General features: G+C 38.3%; 12 protein-coding genes. All 12 read right to left on the bottom strand.

What is annotated here, in order from left to right; translation table 11 throughout:
* Positions 1-7: 7 nt before the first annotated feature.
* Positions 8-427, bottom strand: coding sequence for an HYC_CC_PP family protein (locus tag ACXACQ_RS08935; RefSeq protein WP_474975590.1), 420 nt, complete (start codon positions 425-427; stop codon positions 8-10).
* A 229-nt stretch (positions 428-656) separates the two neighbouring features.
* Positions 657-2,927, bottom strand: coding sequence for a GH92 family glycosyl hydrolase (locus tag ACXACQ_RS08930; RefSeq protein WP_474975589.1), 2,271 nt, complete (start codon positions 2,925-2,927; stop codon positions 657-659).
* A gap of 12 nt (positions 2,928-2,939) precedes the next feature.
* A complete protein-coding gene (locus tag ACXACQ_RS08925; protein WP_474975588.1) occupies positions 2,940-3,683 on the bottom strand; it encodes a copper homeostasis protein CutC in 744 nt (247 codons plus the stop codon).
* Between the two features lie 287 nt (positions 3,684-3,970).
* Positions 3,971-6,580 (bottom strand): beta-mannosidase, encoded by a 2,610-nt coding sequence (locus tag ACXACQ_RS08920; protein ID WP_474975587.1) that lies wholly within the window; start codon positions 6,578-6,580, stop codon positions 3,971-3,973.
* A gap of 192 nt (positions 6,581-6,772) precedes the next feature.
* Entirely contained in the window at positions 6,773-7,636 is an 864-nt protein-coding gene (locus ACXACQ_RS08915; RefSeq protein WP_474975586.1) for a substrate-binding periplasmic protein, read from the bottom strand.
* A 205-nt stretch (positions 7,637-7,841) separates the two neighbouring features.
* Positions 7,842-8,732, bottom strand: a complete 891-nt coding sequence (locus tag ACXACQ_RS08910) for an energy transducer TonB (RefSeq protein WP_474975585.1) — start codon at positions 8,730-8,732, stop codon at positions 7,842-7,844.
* A gap of 65 nt (positions 8,733-8,797) precedes the next feature.
* Positions 8,798-10,162, bottom strand: a complete 1,365-nt coding sequence (locus ACXACQ_RS08905) for a M28 family metallopeptidase (RefSeq protein ID WP_474975584.1) — start codon at positions 10,160-10,162, stop codon at positions 8,798-8,800.
* Positions 10,163-10,317: 155 nt separating this feature from the next.
* Complete coding sequence (locus ACXACQ_RS08900; RefSeq protein WP_474975583.1) at positions 10,318-11,646, bottom strand: TolC family protein; 1,329 nt, start codon at positions 11,644-11,646, stop codon at positions 10,318-10,320.
* Between the two features lie 2 nt (positions 11,647-11,648).
* The gene (locus tag ACXACQ_RS08895; protein ID WP_474975582.1) at positions 11,649-14,759 is read right to left on the bottom strand and encodes an efflux RND transporter permease subunit; all 3,111 of its coding nucleotides are present in this window, start codon (positions 14,757-14,759) and stop codon (positions 11,649-11,651) included.
* A gap of 11 nt (positions 14,760-14,770) precedes the next feature.
* Positions 14,771-15,823 (bottom strand): efflux RND transporter periplasmic adaptor subunit, encoded by a 1,053-nt coding sequence (locus ACXACQ_RS08890; protein ID WP_474975581.1) that lies wholly within the window; start codon positions 15,821-15,823, stop codon positions 14,771-14,773.
* A gap of 40 nt (positions 15,824-15,863) precedes the next feature.
* Complete coding sequence (locus tag ACXACQ_RS08885) at positions 15,864-16,457, bottom strand: TetR/AcrR family transcriptional regulator (RefSeq protein ID WP_474975580.1); 594 nt, start codon at positions 16,455-16,457, stop codon at positions 15,864-15,866.
* Positions 16,458-16,598: 141 nt separating this feature from the next.
* Positions 16,599-17,498, bottom strand: coding sequence for a bestrophin family protein (locus ACXACQ_RS08880; protein WP_474975579.1), 900 nt, complete (start codon positions 17,496-17,498; stop codon positions 16,599-16,601).
* Positions 17,499-17,724 lie beyond the last annotated feature (226 nt).

Genomic DNA, 17,724 nt, shown 5'->3' with positions numbered 1-17,724 from the left:
CATGTATTTATAAAAGAAACGACTGATTCAGGATATGTAAATCCTGATCCAGCAACGGAGGGGGATCAATGGTTTGAGGATACTCTACATCGGCATCTACCGGCTGTAGGTTAAAATAGGTATAAGAAAAAGCAACCAAAAACTGCAGGTTAATACCATCAATGGCCACTTTAGATATAACAGAATCATCAGCACTCACGGTCTGATATTCATTATCGCAGCATTTTTTGATGGGCTTACTAATGGTTTCTAAAGATGATGGCTCTGAGCATTTCTTATCCATTTGCATACCACAGCCCAGTTCGTGCTGCCCAAGCATCACCTCTGAGCTCATCGCATGCCCACCACAGTAGTGAGTAGCCAGAGTGACCCCAGTGCTAGCCATCAGCATCAAAGACGCCAGGAATATGGATAATAGTTTTCTCATGCTTTCATTCTCCCTTACGTGAAAGACCTTTAAAAAGGTTCATTTGGCAAGGGTTAACGTAAAGGTAGTGAAATTTTGGGAATGGTGAAGGCAAGAATTTACTCCTGTTAAAATATAACAGATAGATTTCTTAAATACAGTCTCCTTGTTTTTTCAATCGAGCATAAACTCTAAAACAATAAAAAAAGCCCCTCTTTTGAGGAGCTCCTTTCACTATATATCAAATTACTTATTCTCCACTTTTCGGTCTATCCTCAGGTTTTACTCCCCAAGTTTCCGAAGGCTTAGCCCCCATTTCTATTTCCAAGTCTCCTCCTTTTTGAATTTCATCATAGGTGATGAATGATTTAGGTTGATCTTGACCATTCAATGTTACTTTCTGAATATAAATGTTATCAGAACTATTGTTAACGGTTTTAATATTAAATGATTTGCCATTGTTTAACTGGATGTGAGCCTCATTCACTAAAGGGCTACCTAACACATATTGCCCATTAAAAGGGTTCACTTCATAGAAACCTAGTGAAGAAAGGATATACCAAGCCGACATTTGTCCAACATCTTCATTTCCACAAATACCCTCTGGTTTAGGGAGGTAAAGACTGTCCATAATGTATCTTACCTTTTCAGCTGTTTTAGCAGGTTTACCTATATATGGATATAAATATGCGATATGATGGCTAGGCTCATTACCATGCGCATACTGACCAATAAGCCCAGAAATATCTGCTGATGCATGCTCGCCCATATCTCCCTCTACCATGAAAAGACTATCTAGTTTTGTTTCAAAAGCAGCTTCACTGCCAAAAAGCGCAATTAAGCCTTCTACATCTGCTGGCACTAACCACGTATATTGCCACGCATTTCCTTCGGTATAGTCATCACTTCTGTGGTTAGATTTAAACGGACTGAAAGGAGTTCTAAAGCTTCCATCGGCCATTAAGCCACGCATAAACTGAGTTTCTTTATCGAAATATTTCTTGTATGACTCCGATCTCTCTTTATACTTCTCATAAATATCATTCTTGCCCAGAGCCTTTGCCATCCTAGCAACAGCAGCATCAGATATACAGTACTCTAACGCCTTGGCTACCGACTCATTTTCCTTATCAGCTGGTATGTATCCTTCTGATTTTAAGAACTGCACACCTTCATCATCTCTTGTGGTAGAAGCTAACATAGCTTCCATTGCCAGTTCTGTATCCATATCAATGCCTTTGAAGTAAGCATCTGCAATTACAGGAATAGCCGAATAGCCTACCATACAATCAGTTTCGTTACCCATCAGGTGCCAAATAGGAAGCTTACCTTGTTGCTGATATATTTTTAAAAAGCTATTTACCATATCCTTTACTTTATCTCTTTGTGTAAGCGTAAACAACGGATGTGCTGCACGATATGTATCCCAAAGAGAATAAGTAGTGTAATTGGTAAAAGTAGTATCTGTATAATTCTTGGCGTCAGCACCACGGTAATCTCCATTCACATCCTGAAATATTGAAGGGGCTATCATAGAGTGATAGAGAGAAGTATAAAATACTTTCATTTTATCATCGTCAGCCATAGTTACATCTATCTTAGCGAGCTCTCCATTCCAAGCATCATTAGCAGCTTCTTTCACTGCATCGAAATTCCAATGAACCAGTTCTGCTTGCATATTTTCTAAGGCATTTTGTATGCTTACTGGAGATATAGCCACTTTCATAAGGAGTTCTCCATCTTTCAGTTGACCAAAATCCAATATGCTCTTCAGCTGTTTACCATCAGCAGCCGCACCGGTAATTAATGAATCTTTATCTGAAAAGGATATGCCTGTCACGGGCTGTGAGGTAACTAAAGCAAAGTATATTTTCTGATCTTTAGCCCAGCCTGAAGAATATCTGTAGCCTGTAACCAATGAATCATTTACCTGCTCTATATGGGTTTGCACCGGCCCATCCCAACCAATGCCTCTTTCCAAATCTATTAACACATGGGCTGGGGCATCAGTATTTTTAAAAGTGTATTTATGAAAACCCACTCTTTTGGTGGCTGTAAGCTCTGCCTCCACCTTATACTTATCTATCCATACACTATAATATCCAGGTTGTACTTTTTCATCATTATGAGAATAATAGGCCATGTAACTGTCCTCAGGATTCTCTTTATTATACCGAGTCCATTTCGTATCTCCCGTAGTAGGTAATATTATAATATCTCCCAAATCACCTATACCCGTTCCTGAAAGGTGAGTGTGAGCAAAACCAATTAAAGTAGAATCGCTATAGTGATAGCCTGAACACCAGTCCCAACCATGAGTAATATTTGTGGGGCCTAACTGCACTGCGCCAAAAGGCACATTAGCACCTAAAAATACGTGGCCATGATAGCCAGTACCAATGTAAGGGTCTACATATTTGGTAAAATTAGCAGTTTGTATTTCTGCAGTTGGCTCAGGCTTTGTATCACTACATTGAGCAAACAGAAATATTGCTAAAACAAAAGTTGATAATTTATACATAAGTATTGTTTGTTACAATTTCCTAAAAGATTGGATAACAGCACCATCAACTATAGAGGTGCTATATTCCGGCTGCTGTAAGGCTCCTCCCATGGATACTCTGCTATTTCTAAACTCCATTTTGCTTTCTACAGCTTGCCTGCCAGATACATGGCATTCTTTAGCACTGGTTTTTTTCACTATTTTATTGATGTTATGTGGCCTTATACCACCTCCCGCTAGTATAACAACCTTATCACCGGCCTTTGCTATCAATTCCTTCAAAAGGTCAACTCCTTCTAATGCTGTACGTTCTAATCCTGAAGTTAATATTCTGTCGACTCCAAGTTCTATCAAATCTTCTAGGGCCTGAAATGGATCTGCTACCATATCAAAAGCCCTATGAAAAGTGACCGATAATGGTCTGGACAAGTCGATTAATTCTTTGGTTTTGGTTTTATCAATTTGCCCTTTGGAGGTAAGTAGCCCAAACACAACTCCATCTGCACCAAGGGACTTGGCTATCCTTATATCTTCCTTCATCACCTCAAACTCATCTTCTGAATATAAGAAGTCTCCACCTCGTGGTCTGATCATCACCATAAGGCCAATACTCACTTTATCACGCACCAGCTTTATCATACCAGCACTCGGTGTAGTTCCTCCTTCAAAAAGGTTATCACATAGCTCTACCCTATCAGCACCACCTGCCTGTGCATTTACGCAGGAAGCCACTGAATCTGTAACTACTTCAATTATAATTTCTCTGTTATCCATTAAAAATCAATGCTATAGCCCAACATTAACAATGTACCTTTCGACACAAATCCAAACATAATATTAACATGTATTTATTTCACAAATTGATGTTTTAGGTAAAAAAGACACACAACAAATTAAAAATCAATTCATTATTAAATATATTTAAACGTTTTTGGGTGACATTGCGGAAATCTTCCTTTTTATTCATTCAGAAAAAAGAGGGAGTTTCCGCAATTCTTTATGTAAGAAAACAAAATGATTTTTAGCAACATCCAGACAGTGATGGGTCCTTTTCTTATGCGCTATAAGTTGTTTTGAACATCACTCAACTGTTTCACAGTCAGCCTATCTACATCAAAATCTTTCACGCCTTGCAGCTCCACTGAATAGACCTTATTAGGTATAATATCAAAATAGTTGTCGGAAAACACATCTTCTAAACCAGGGTAATTGAGATACACCTCTCTAGCTAATTCAGGGCTATTTACCTGCAAAATCACTCCCTCCGCACTTTTGGTGGAGGTTATTTTAATGTCAGCATGTGACAAATGCTGATTTTTAGGAGTAGCAAAATAATAAATGTTATCTGCCAAAACATTGTCACTAACGCTAAAATCAACCGCTAAAAATGTACTCGTTGTATCTTGATCAGTCATCATTTCAGCAATACTCAATGTCTTAATAATTTCACTGGTATTGGCTTTCATTTTCAGTTTCTCTTCCTTGTAACTTATGGTATCTCCACTAAATGTCATCAACGACATTTTCAGTATACCTGTAGTATCATTCAAATAATCAGACACACCATATATGTCCAATTGCTGATCTTTACCTGCTTTCAGGCTTAACATTACCGGTTGATATAATTTCTTCACAGTATAATGCATAGCCTTCCATTTATGGGTGTAATCAGTACTACTCCAGCTGGCTACGGGCCAGCAATCGTTAATTTGCCAAAACAATGTTCCCATACAGTAAGGCATCGCTCTTCTGTGAGCTTCGATGGCCATCTTTGTTCCTTTCGCTTGCAAAACCTGACTCATATACAGAAAATCATCAAAATCTGAGGGCACATCATACTCCCAGCTCATGTATTCCTTTATTCTCAGGTTTCCTATTCCACTTCTTTGATGTGCAGCCATCACTTCAGACTCTATATCATAATCCTCTTCTACGGCATAAGTCTCCACTATTTCTAGGTCAGGAAAAGACTGAAAACCGTATTCACTCATAAATCTGGCTTTATATTTTTCAAAATCAGCAAATGGATGCAGACCGTGCCATACGCCCCAATAATGCATATCTCCAGAGGTATTATCATAACTAGCATGCTTTTGCCAATCATGACCTGCCTGCGGAGATGATGGCCAATAGTCATCACCATCGGTATATTGCTTAACCACTTGCGGAAGCACCTCATGAAAAATTTTGAGATATCCTTTTTGCAATTCCTCTTGCTGCTCAGAGGTATAGCGCTCTTTCCATCCCCAGCCGCCTTCTGATCCGTAATGCCATGCGGTATTAATTTCATTGTTTCCACACCATAAGGCTATGGAAGGATGATTCCTCAACCTCTCTACATTGTCTTTAGCTTCTGCTCTTATATTATCGATAAAAGCTGAATCTGAAGGATACATAGAACAAGCAAACATAAAATCTTGCCAAATAAGAATTCCGTTTTTATCACAGAGGTCGTAGAAATAATCATCTTCATATATACCACCTCCCCAAATTCGCAGCATATTCATATTAGCATTTACTGCATCGGCAATCACCTGATCGTACTCTTGTTTATCCACTCTGGGCAAAAAGTTGTCATTAGGTATATAATTGGCACCTTTCATGAAAACCGGCACACCATTTAACTTAAAAAGAAATGATTCTCCATCTTCATCCTTCTCTCGCACCAGTTCAATTTTGCGAAGCCCTGTCTTTATAGTATATAAATCAGAAGCACCATTCTCTGACTGAAATACAACTTTAAAATCATATAAATAAGCTTCTCCTAGCCCGTGCGACCACCATAATTTCGGTTTTGCAATACTAAAAGGTAAACTTATTTCATTACTTCCTTTGTTCAGTTCAATTTGCTCACTCACAAACACCTCCCCTGTAGCTTCATTTATTAATTGAACCTGTCCTTTCGTTTTATCATCAGCATTAATTGATAATTCGGCCGATAATTTAGCCCTTTGTGCCGTCACCTCTGGCTGAGCAATAAAGACATCGTTAATTTTAACCTCACTCCACATTTTTAGAGACACTGGCCTCCAAATACCTGAAGTAACGAATCGAGGCCCCCAATCCCAACCATAATGATACCCTGCTTTACGAGTAAAAACAGACACTTTTTTATCTCCAACTCCACCATTTTCTGACTGATCATTGCCCGCAGGATAACCGTATGGTGAATTTTCTAAAGCACTAAGCCCTTTTGTGATAGGTGAATGAAAATATATCTTCAACTGATTTTCACCTTTCTTCAATACATTTTTCACATCCACTCTCCATTCTCGAAACATATTATCAGCTTCAAACAACAGTTCATCGTTCAAATAAACGTCAGCATAGGTGTCAAGCCCCTTAAAATCAAGCTCTATATGCGTATTGGCGAGCTCAGCTTCATTGATTTCAAATATGGTATGGTAAACCCAGTCTTTTTTATCTATCCATTGCAAATCCTTTTCATTAGTCCTATAAAATGGATTCTTAATTTTGCCCTCAGCCAAAAGATCAGTATGGATAGTACCTGGCACGGTAGCTTTACCTTTTAAATCACCATCCACTTCTTCGAAGCTCCAGTTCTGACTTAGCTCTTTAGTAGTTTGAGATGGAGCCAACACCACCTCTTGCACGTGAGTCTGGCAAGAAAATGCCAGCAATGCGAAAATAAGGATATAAAGATTTTTCATATAATAGTAGGAATGAGGGTTACTAAATCTTTTTAGCATTATAAAAATGCAAAATTTATCGTTAAAAAAGAAAAGTAAATAAGCCTACTACTGCTATAAAATAATGAAAGGTCAGACTTGACCTAAAGTAAACGAAACCGCATACAAAAAATAAACCTCTTGCAAGCAAGAGGTTTTAATGAAATTTAAATATTATTTAGACTTTAATGTTTCGAAAAACTTCATGGCGCTAGGCCCGAGGTTATCTGCTAAAATTTTCTTGTACTGAGTGCTTGTTAAAAAATCGGTACTCATAAACTCTTCTAAAACAGGAGCCCAATCATTACTTTTAGGCATTATAATACCGAATTGCTCAGTATCTGTATCACCTGCAGGATGCCGCTTTACATCAGCACCATTTTGTACAGCTTCAAAATAATAACTAAAATCTACGTTAGTAAATTTTTTAGGGTCTTTAGCAATTGTTTCCATAGCCACACGCGTAGAAGGTGCATACTCTATAACCAAAGCTGGAAAATATTTTGCTTTCACCTCCTCCAATAATTTGGCATTTGTGGAATTTTGAACTGTAACCGCTGTCATCCCTGCAAATTTTGAACTAATCTCCTCTATATTATTTAAAGTAGGTACTGATTTATGCGACAAAATCATACTGATATTAACAATATAAGGAGGGCTAAAATTGTAAACCCTTTTTCTTTCAGCTGTAATCGTGGCGCTTGTTAAACCAAAAACACCTCCCTGCGCATCCTTCACCTCTTTCATAAACATTTTGAAGTCTAAAGAAGCTCCATAATCGTAGGTAATTTCAACTTCAATATGCTTTTGTTGTTCAACATAAGACTTAAATGCATTCATTAAATCAAAAGTAATTCCTGAGAGCTTTCCATCTTCTTTTGTAGCAAAACCAGGAGCTTCTGAATACGTGAAAACCCAATGAGCTGCTCCTTTAGATTTAGCAGCAGCATATGTATCTCCTTTTAACTGCGCATATGTTGTAAATGTGAAAAACAGAAAAAATAATAAGAGACTGTTTCTAAGGTATTGGTTTAACATATTTTATTAAGGTTGGTATATTAAAATTTCTACAATAAACACTATTTAACAATCAAAATCAAACACTGAAAAACATGCCTTAAACAAAATTTTAATAAACAAAAAATTATCAACAAGTAATTATTATTTTGATAATTCTTAAAACACAACCCCCTTCCACTCAACCCACTACTAACTAGGTGGTTACAAATTTTAACACAATCACTCAATTACGCCTCACTGCATGAGACAACATAGCGAAAGAAATGAATACTGTAGGCAACCTACGAGCCACTACAGGCGGACTAATATTTTCTACAGCCTTATCCCTTTTATTTTGATAAACAATTGGAATAGCAAACCTGGACCTAACCGCTTTACCATGCAATAAAGCTGGCACCCAACCATTAGTATTTTGATGAAAAGCTTGCTTAATTTTATTATCATATTCAACACCAAAGCCGTTTACAACTTGTAAATCACCTATCATTCCTTCTTCATCGACATCAAACAAAACCCATACTACAGACTCCTCTCGTTTGTCATTCTGCAACTCTCTTAAAGACTGAACAAAAACAGTATACCAGTGAGCCATAGAACCTAAATAATGAGAAGGTGTATCTGTAAAACTATACACGTATTCTCCATTTAACCTCAACGCTGAAGTATCGGGCTTAATGTACTTCATCTTATTACTATCATAATCAAATTGCATACATAAATCATCAGGACGATCATAGTAACTCCAAAGTCCAACTTTACGCCCCTCATCTTTATATCCTTTCTCAAACCTGGTAGCAACTAGTGCATACTCAGCATACTTTTTTGCTCTTAATTGAATGGTAAACTTATCTGCTTTAGGAACCGATATCATATTAGATTGATATTGATCATGTTCCACTTTCAAAACATCAGTTTTTTTCACCTCTAGCTGAAAAAAGCCCAGACGATTAGAATGTGTATGTTCGTAACTGTTAAGCACTGAAACCATTGCACTATCTACTGACTCTCCTGTTAGCTCATCAACAATCTTACACGTAACTATTTTTTGCGCATTACTTTCAACAACGATCAATGCGAAGACAAAAAAGAGTAAATAATGACATTTCATTTTCATAGTAAATATTGCTTATTGAAACTTATTACCAACCATAAACTAAATAACAAAACAGACCCTTAGCATCAATGATGATCTCCCCTACTATAAACAGCACCAGGAAATACCACCACACTTTCATCCCCCTCTTTGCTTACTGCTGCTACACCAAAGAAATAATTATCTATGACAACATTTTCGAGCAAATACTCAGACACGTTACCCACAAATTTTGAATATTGCCATTGTGCCTCAGTAGTTTCCCTCCAATAAATTTTATACCCCGCAAGATTATCATCATCCACTTTACTCCATCTTAAGGAGGTACTCGCCTGTACCGCTCCCGCAATCTCTACGTTTTTGGGTTCTGGCGGAGCCCAAGACACCCCCGCCATTGTTATCGCATTTACAGCTGTTAGCTTGGCGGCATACGGAAAATTCACATGCTCTAAAACATCTCCATAGGCCACCCCATCTTCTGTTCTAATATCCTGATGCTGCCAAGTATAATTCTCATTAGTCTCCATGATTCTCACGCCTGCAAAGCCAGCATCATTGAAAGGCTTATGATGTCCACCTCTACCAAACCTATCTAACCTATAAATCATCATAGGCCTCATTTCAGGCATGTACACATTCGTTATTTTAGCAATATACCTGGCTAACTGCCGAGACACCCCATCTACCTCACCGCCATAGTACCTGCGCATTTTCCTAGCCCTTTCACCTTCAGTAACAGGTGTTGGCTCTGAGAAAATACGAAAACTTCTGTTATCAATCACATGATTGACACCTTCAATATTACCAATCATGTCATTATTCAAAATACCGATTACCTCCCAATGGTTATCCACGGCATATTGAGCCATAGCCTTACCACCAAACAACCCTTGTTCTTCACCAGAAAGCCCTACGTAAATAATACTCGACTCAAATTTATACTTACTTAAAACTCGTGCAGCCTCCATAACACCGGCCATCCCTGAGGCATTATCATTAGCTCCCGGAGCATCTGACTTAGCATCCATTACATCAGTAACTCTACTATCAATATCTCCAGACATAATCACGTATCTATTCGGGTATTTAGTACCACGCTGAATAGCCATCACATTTACTATCTCCACATCAGTTTTAATTCTGCTCTTGGGATCTCCCTTCACCATATCCTTCATAAAACTCACCTCGAGGCAACCTGCACAATCTTCTGATATGGCATCAAATTCACTTTTAATCCATCTCCTTGCTGCTCCTATCCCCCGCTTTTTTGAAGTAGTATCTGACAGAGTATGCCTGGTGCCAAACGAAACTAACTTTTTAATATCACCCTCTATTCTTTTTGCAGATATTGAAGCTATCACATCATAAATACGACCATCAACAGCCGCAGGTGCCTGAGCATATAACTTACCACCTAAAAGAATAATAAAACTTAGTAAATAATACTTCATAAAAATTGTTTTAAACTACTATGCTAATAATAAGAGAATTAAAATAAAAACACCACATCTATTACTTAAATGGCAATACCACTTTTACTAAACAAAAAAAAGGCTACCGTGCATATAGCACAATAGCCTTTTCACACTATGCACATTTCTATTCTTTATTCCTCTATTTCTAGTGGCTGACTCAATTGATCAGTACGATATAAATACGCCACTTCTTTAGTTTCATAATTAGCAAAAGCATTCACCAGTTCCGTTTTGGCCTCTTGCTCTATGCGCTGAGCATCTAACAAATCAGTAATATTATTTAACCCACTACTGTAATTATCTCTCTGCACTTTTAAGTTTTCTTTGGCATAATCTAGATTTTCTTGAGCAAACTCTACTTGATGGTAAGCATCTATCAGATCATACCATGCCTTCATAATACCTACCGTAAGTTTATCCTGTACGTCTTTAAAATTATTAGCCACAATATGCTCATGGATTTCCCTTTGCCGTATTTTATACTTATTACTTCCCCACCAATTAGATATAGGAATACTTACTGTTCCGAAACCTATTGTCTGCACGTCAGAATCCAAATCTTGACCAACAACACCAAATTTAGCCGCACTAAGACCTACTGCCACTTGAGGCATCATATCTGCTTTAGCCATTTTCGTCTGTAACTGAGACGCTTTAATTGCCTTTTCTAGCAACTGATAATTACTGTTTCTATTTAAATCCAACTCTGGTGACTGATAACTCAGTACTGGTGACTTCACCGCCCCCAAAGTATCTACTACTACAGCCCCCGTATCATAGCTAATGCCAGTATAAAGAGCAAAATCCAACAAGGCGAGTTTACGTACATTATTAAGCTTACTTTGCTGCAAAAGCAGTTTACTTCTATTCACTCTCACTTGTAAAAGTTGATTTTCCGCAATGAGCCCAGCACTAAGCAAGTCACTTTGCTGCTTCAAGAGCTCATTCAGGTAAACCTCACTCACCTTCAGCACCTTCTGTTGTTCTTGAATCTGCACCAGCTGCCAATACTTTTGCTCTGTTAATAACAACACCGAATCTACCGACTGCCTTGCCTTTATTTTATTAGCCTCCACTTGTATAGTAGCCAGCTCACTACCAGCCCTTACTTTACCTCCAGCATAAACTAACTCTGTAGCCGTGGCAGTAGCCAGATATATATTATTTATACCATCAGGCAAAATACCTGGAATAGGAGCGACAAAATCATTGAATGCATATAACCCTACCCCCATGGCCTGCACCGTAGGAAGATAATTAGTCAAAGCCTGACTCTTTGCCGCATCTGCCTGCTCTATCCTCAGCTTTCCATTCTTAATATCATTACTATACTCTAGAGCGGCTTCTTTTGCAGCCTCTAAAGTTATCACTTGCTCTTGGGCCTTCACTGCATTACTCACCCCCAAAACCATTAAGAATGCAGCGCTACCATATTTTATATTTAAAAATAATCTCTTCATTATCATGATTTTGACATTTCAGATTCAACATGCTGTTCATTCTCCTGCCCCTTAAACATTAACCAATACATAACAGGAAGCACAAAAAGCGTTAACACCATAGAAAGCATTAAACCAAAAGCTATAACAGTACCTAATGGCCCCCATAAAGTAGATCTACTCGCTATCATAGGAATTACACCCACAGCTGCCGCTGAAGATGTTAAGAAAATAGGACGCATTCTTCGCTGAGCTGCTGCTATTGCTGCATTTTTAACCGAATATCCATGCTCAGCCCTAAGCTCATCCGCAAAGTCAATTAATATAATACCGTTTCGCACCACTATTCCGCACAGCGCCAACAGCCCTAAAAATGAAGTAAAACCGAAAGGATACTGCATCAACATAAGCCCTAATGCTGCCCCAAAAAGACTTAAAGGCATAGTCATAAAACTCAAAAAAGCATGCTTAAGGGATTTAAAGTGACCTACCAAGATCAAAAAGATTACCAATACACTCATTAGCAAAGAAATTCCCATAGGAAGTAGATTCTCTTGCTGCATTTCAAACTCACCTCCATACCCAATCCTTATATCTTCCGGTATATTCAGTGATTCAATTTTTGGATTTAAGGCGTTTAATATATCATTGGCCACTGCTCCTTTTTCAATATCAATCCTCACTGTTAAGCACCGCATTCCATTTCTTCTAACAATTTGCTCTTGCTCCCAAAATGGGCTTACATCCGCCACCTGCCGCAAAGGCACCACACTACCCGTAGAAGGCACCAATATAGAAAGCTCCCGCAGGTTATTTACCGTTTCATTTTCACCTTTTTTAGACTTGATCTTAACATCTATCGGGTAATCTTCATCCCAAACTCGCGTAGCTACCAAACCCTCCATATTCATAGCTATTGTATTAGAAATATCTTGTTGTGTTAAACCCAACCTTGCAGCCACATCTTCCTTCACATCAACCTTCACCCCTTTCTGCATCTCCCCATAATTAGTTCTAGACCAAATAGTCTGAGGAGTAGCCCTTGCCTTATCAACGATAAGATCTCCATATTTCTTTAATTCACTTATGTCATCACCAAACAGCCTAATCTCAACAGGCGCTGGTTTTCCCACCATATTGAGCTGTTTCATCCGGAAATAAGCATTAGGAAATAGCCTTGAATACTTCTCGTCATACTCTCGGAGCACCTCCTCCGTGGCATCATCAGATGCAGTAGTTACGAGTATTTGAGCATAATCTTTAGCTGGCAAGTTGGGTGCATACACCATATGAAACCGTGGTGAGCTAGATCCAATAAAGCTAGTATAGTTTAGTATACGATCATCCTTTGCCAAAACTTTTTCAAACTCACGAACCACCGTCTCTGTTTCTTCGAGATTTTCACCCTTAGCCAAATAAACCTCCACAGCAAATTGATTACGCTCCACTATAGGAAAGAGCTCCTGACTGAGCAAAGAGAACAAAAACACACCCACCACAATAGAAACAAGCCCTAACAACCCGGTGAGCTTGTAATGATCCAAAGCCTTCTCTACTGTTTTATCAAAGAAAGATTGAAGCCTATCGAGCATCGACTTCTTCTCTGACTTTTTCTTTTCTTCATCGTGCAGTCCTTTTTTGATAAATATGGTATTGAAATACGGCACCAAGAGCACTGAAATAGCCAAAGACAAAAACAGCGCAATCATTATTGTAAAAGGAAATGTGCTTAAGAAATCACGTGCTGTACCCGACAAGAAAAATATCAAAGGTAAAAAAGTGGCAGAAATAGCTAAGGTTGCTGTAAATACAGAAGGGAACAACTCAATAGCACTATTCATAGCCGATTTCCATACCGAATTGCCCTCATCGAGCTTTTCCACATGATTATCAATTACCACTATAGGATCATCCACAACAATACCCAGCACCACAATTAGAGCTGCCAAAGTAACTGTATTTAGCTCCATCCCCAACAAGTACATAATGGCTAACGTACACGAAATGGTTATCGGAATAGTAGCTGCGGCCACTGCGGCCACCCTAAAAGGGAGCAGTATTAGCGCTACTATAATCACCCCGATTAAAGCAAAACCAAATTCCTTCATAAAGTGGGCAATAGAATGATGCACCACATCTGGCTGATTGGCTATTTTTCTAATATGAACATCTGCAGGTAATTGCCCCTCAAGACGCTCCAAGTGCTCATCTATCTCTTTGCCAAACTGAACTATATTATGTCCCTTAGCCATCTCCAAAGTTATGATCATAGACTTGGTTCCTCCAGAAAGTATGAACTCATCAGGGTCTTCATATTCCCTCTTCACCTCTGCCACATCCTTCACCCTAACCGTGTTGCCATTTTTATCACTCCTGATAATATGCTGAGCAATGTCACTTTCATTTTTGAGAAAAACATCTACATGAATAGGCAAGTCAAAACTCTGCCCCTCCAAAGTACCACTCGGGCTAATTGCACCCTGAGTTTTCAAACTTTGCATTATACTGGCAGGACTTATACCATACTGCGCCAATTTATTTTGATCTACATAAACCGCCACCTGCTCCGTCATACCCCCAGAATGACTAATCTTAGCCATATCCTCTATTTGCCTCAAGTCATCCTCAATGTCCTCAACATGCCTTTGCAAGTCTTTGTAAGGCCTACTTTTAGACTCTACGGCCAATATCATAGCCGCAGTACTTCCAAAATCACTATTTACTATAACACCCCTAACTCCGGAGGGCAATTGCTGCTGCTGAAATGCAAAAAGGCCTGTTTTAAGCTTGTTCCAAAATTGCTCTGTAGCATCTTTGTTCAACCTACTGGCCACCTCTACATAAATGTACATTTTACCGTCTTGCGAGTAAGAGTATGTTTTCCCCTTATCAACTTCATTGTAGCTAAATAAATATTGCTCCACCTTGGATGTCAGCTGCTGCTCTACCTCCTCAGCTGAAGCCCCTGGGAAAAAGCCAATCACCAACCCTTGCCTAATAGTGAAATCAGGAAATTCGTTTCTTGGCATATTAAAGAGCCCCAGTAAACCAATAGCTACAAAAGTAAAAGCGAGAGCAAGCGGAAAAGCCTTATACTCCATGGCCCATTCGATGAGCGATCGTTGCTTCTTCATTTTTCGAGAATTTAAAGAGTGGTGGCTATTACTTTTACTGGAGTGAGATCGGTTAACTTATGATAACCTGAAATAATAACCTTATCACCCTTCTTCAATCCTTTTAATATAGAGATGCCATTATCGTACAACTGTCCGATTTGCACCGTCTGCCGATGGGCTTTACCTTGACCATCCACTGTATACACAAAATTTTCATTATTGTCCGTAACTGATACACTCTCGATAGGAACAACAATCTCTTGCTGCGCTGAATTACCTTGATCTTTTGAAGTTGATAAATATGCCTTACACGCCATTCCTGGCTTTATCATACGGCTTTTATTATCAATAACTATTTTTGCAGTGTACACAGGGTTCCCATTTCCAGACTGCACAGCTACTTCAGCTATCGCGCCAGAAAAGGCCTTGCTTAAAGCATCAATATTTACTGTAGCACTATCTCCCGATTGATATTTATTCACCTCGCTATCAGGCACAGGAATAATTGCCTTCACCTTGTCTATATCCAACAGCTCTACCACAGGCACTCCCGGGTTTGCCAACCCCCCTTCCTCCAACACCTTACTCCCTACATATCCACTAAAAGGAGCATAAATTTTGGTGTGCTTTACATTTTGATATGCCGCACTTGCTGCTGCCTTAGCTCTTTTGTAATTAGATTGGGCTTCGAGCATTTTTATCTCAGCAATACTCCCCTTTTTAAACACCTCATCTATCCGCTCATAATTTTCTTTAGCCAATTCCTCCTGAGCCTTCATAGTTTCATACTGATTAGTATAAACAGTAGACTCTACATTGGCCACTAAAGCTCCTTCAGACACGAAATCCCCCATTTCTACCGCTACAGATTGCAATGTACCCTGCACCTGAAAACTTAAATTCACTGATTTATTGGCTGCAATAGTCCCTGGATACCCAAAGCTACTACCCCCTAAAGAAGATTCTGCCCCTATCTTTAACACCTTAACTTCTACTGGCTGAACTTCCCGTTCGGTCTCCTTCTTCTCACAACTGACAAAAATTATCGACAGCATAAGAATAAATGCATGATGTATATTCATTTTACACATTTGTGATATTGTTGATTAGTTAAATTCTTAGTTATTTCTGCAATCCTTTGATCATCAATTCATTGATCCAATAAAGTCTATTCATCATATCCTCTTTAATAGACCCATAAAAAAACATCTCTTTCTCCATACTACTATTTGCGGTTACTATAGCAAGAGATAGGTATTCCAGTTCTTCTGAAGAGATCGGGGAGATCTCCTTTTTCTCAATAGCCCAGACCAAGCAATTATTCACCAGCTCTATGTCCGAAGTCCTTATTTGCAAAAAGAGCTTTATTAGCACCTCTTCGTTTTCACGCAAATCAGTAACAAGATGCTTATAATCCCTTGTTTTAATCTGGAAAAACTCAAGCTTAAGCTTATTATAACTTACAAGATTTTCATTTATAGTCTTTTGCTTACTCACTTGAGCCTGCGCATCTTTTATTATTTCGGCATATTCTTCTTTCACAAATGCCTCAAAAACATCTCGCTTGTTTTTGTAATAATAATATAGGGTACTTCGGCCCTTCCCTGATGCCTTTGCAATATCATCCATAGACACCTTCGCATATCCCAAACGCCTAAAAACGTCTTTAGAAGACTCTATAATCTGAGCCTTTACAAACTCTTCCTTCGATTTCATTTTCGACATTTTATTTAAAAATGTTTAATTCATGACAAAAATATAATTTATGTCGAATAAATCGACACAAAATCAACTTTTGTCAATAAAAACAAGAAAAGTTATATTTAGTTACCCTTAAATTAAATCATTATAGAGAGGCTACAAGATATACTCACCATTTACACTTTGAATTTGCTCAGGCACATCCTCTTCCTTAAGCATTTCCAGAAGATTAATTTCAATAGTTCTTGTAATAAGATTTAAAGGCACACCAGTTGGCAATTCCTCAAAGGGGTTAAGCAAACTCTCGCCAATATGATGGATCGTAAGAAAAACATAGCCTATCATACTACCAAAAAAAATAGACCACCCAGCTATATTATCTGCAGCCACCATTGTAGCACAAATAATGAATATCCATATAAAAAAACGTGTGTAGTAATTATAAGTAGTAGGAAAAACCGTCTTTGCTATTCTTTCAGATTTCCCCATACCATCGCAGAAATTGATCAACATTTGATTCATCTGCATAAACTGAAAACCATCAATCAAACCGGATTTATAAAGGGTATTTAAATCTTCCGCTTGGATATTAAGCACAGCATTAGCCTTATTAGTATCAGCAACAACTTTCACATACTCGCTTTCATCCAAATAAGAACGCAAAATATCCGGAGATCCCCCCCTCAACCCTGCTTTTAGGGCATACAAAAAAGCTACATGCCTCTTAATCATGTTGACCTCCAGTCTACCTACATTTTTAGAAGCAGAATCAGAAAAGTATAACAACTGCCTAGCCCATGTGCGAGAATCATTAACCAGAGCACCCCATACTTTCCTAGCCTCCCACCACCGGTCATACGCCTGATTATTATTAAAGCCTATAAAAAAGGCAAGCGCTGTACCTAATATAGTAGGCAATAATGGCGGAATATGCCAAACCACCCCAGAATAGAGATAAATCAAATAAACCAGCGAACAAATAAATAAATCAATAAGAAAATATTTCCATGATCCCGAAATAACCCGACCTATCCTTACTCTTTTTGACAGCAACATAAACCCTACATTTTTAACCCCTATAATAATAATTTACCACCACAGATCACAATTATAAATTACTCAAATCCAAATTTTTAATAACATACATTTTCTGAAAATATCAGCAAATAGACAATCACTCTTAATTACAGTCTTGAATAAGCATGAAACCATTTACATAGCGAGATCAATGTATCTACAAAATAATTATATGAATTAGCAGACAAAACATTCAGCTCACTCA

The sequence above is a fragment of the Fulvivirga sp. AWR4_260 genome, from assembly GCF_056158185.1.
Note: the sequence above shows the minus strand (reverse complement) of the source record. Positions and strands in the feature narration are given on the sequence as shown.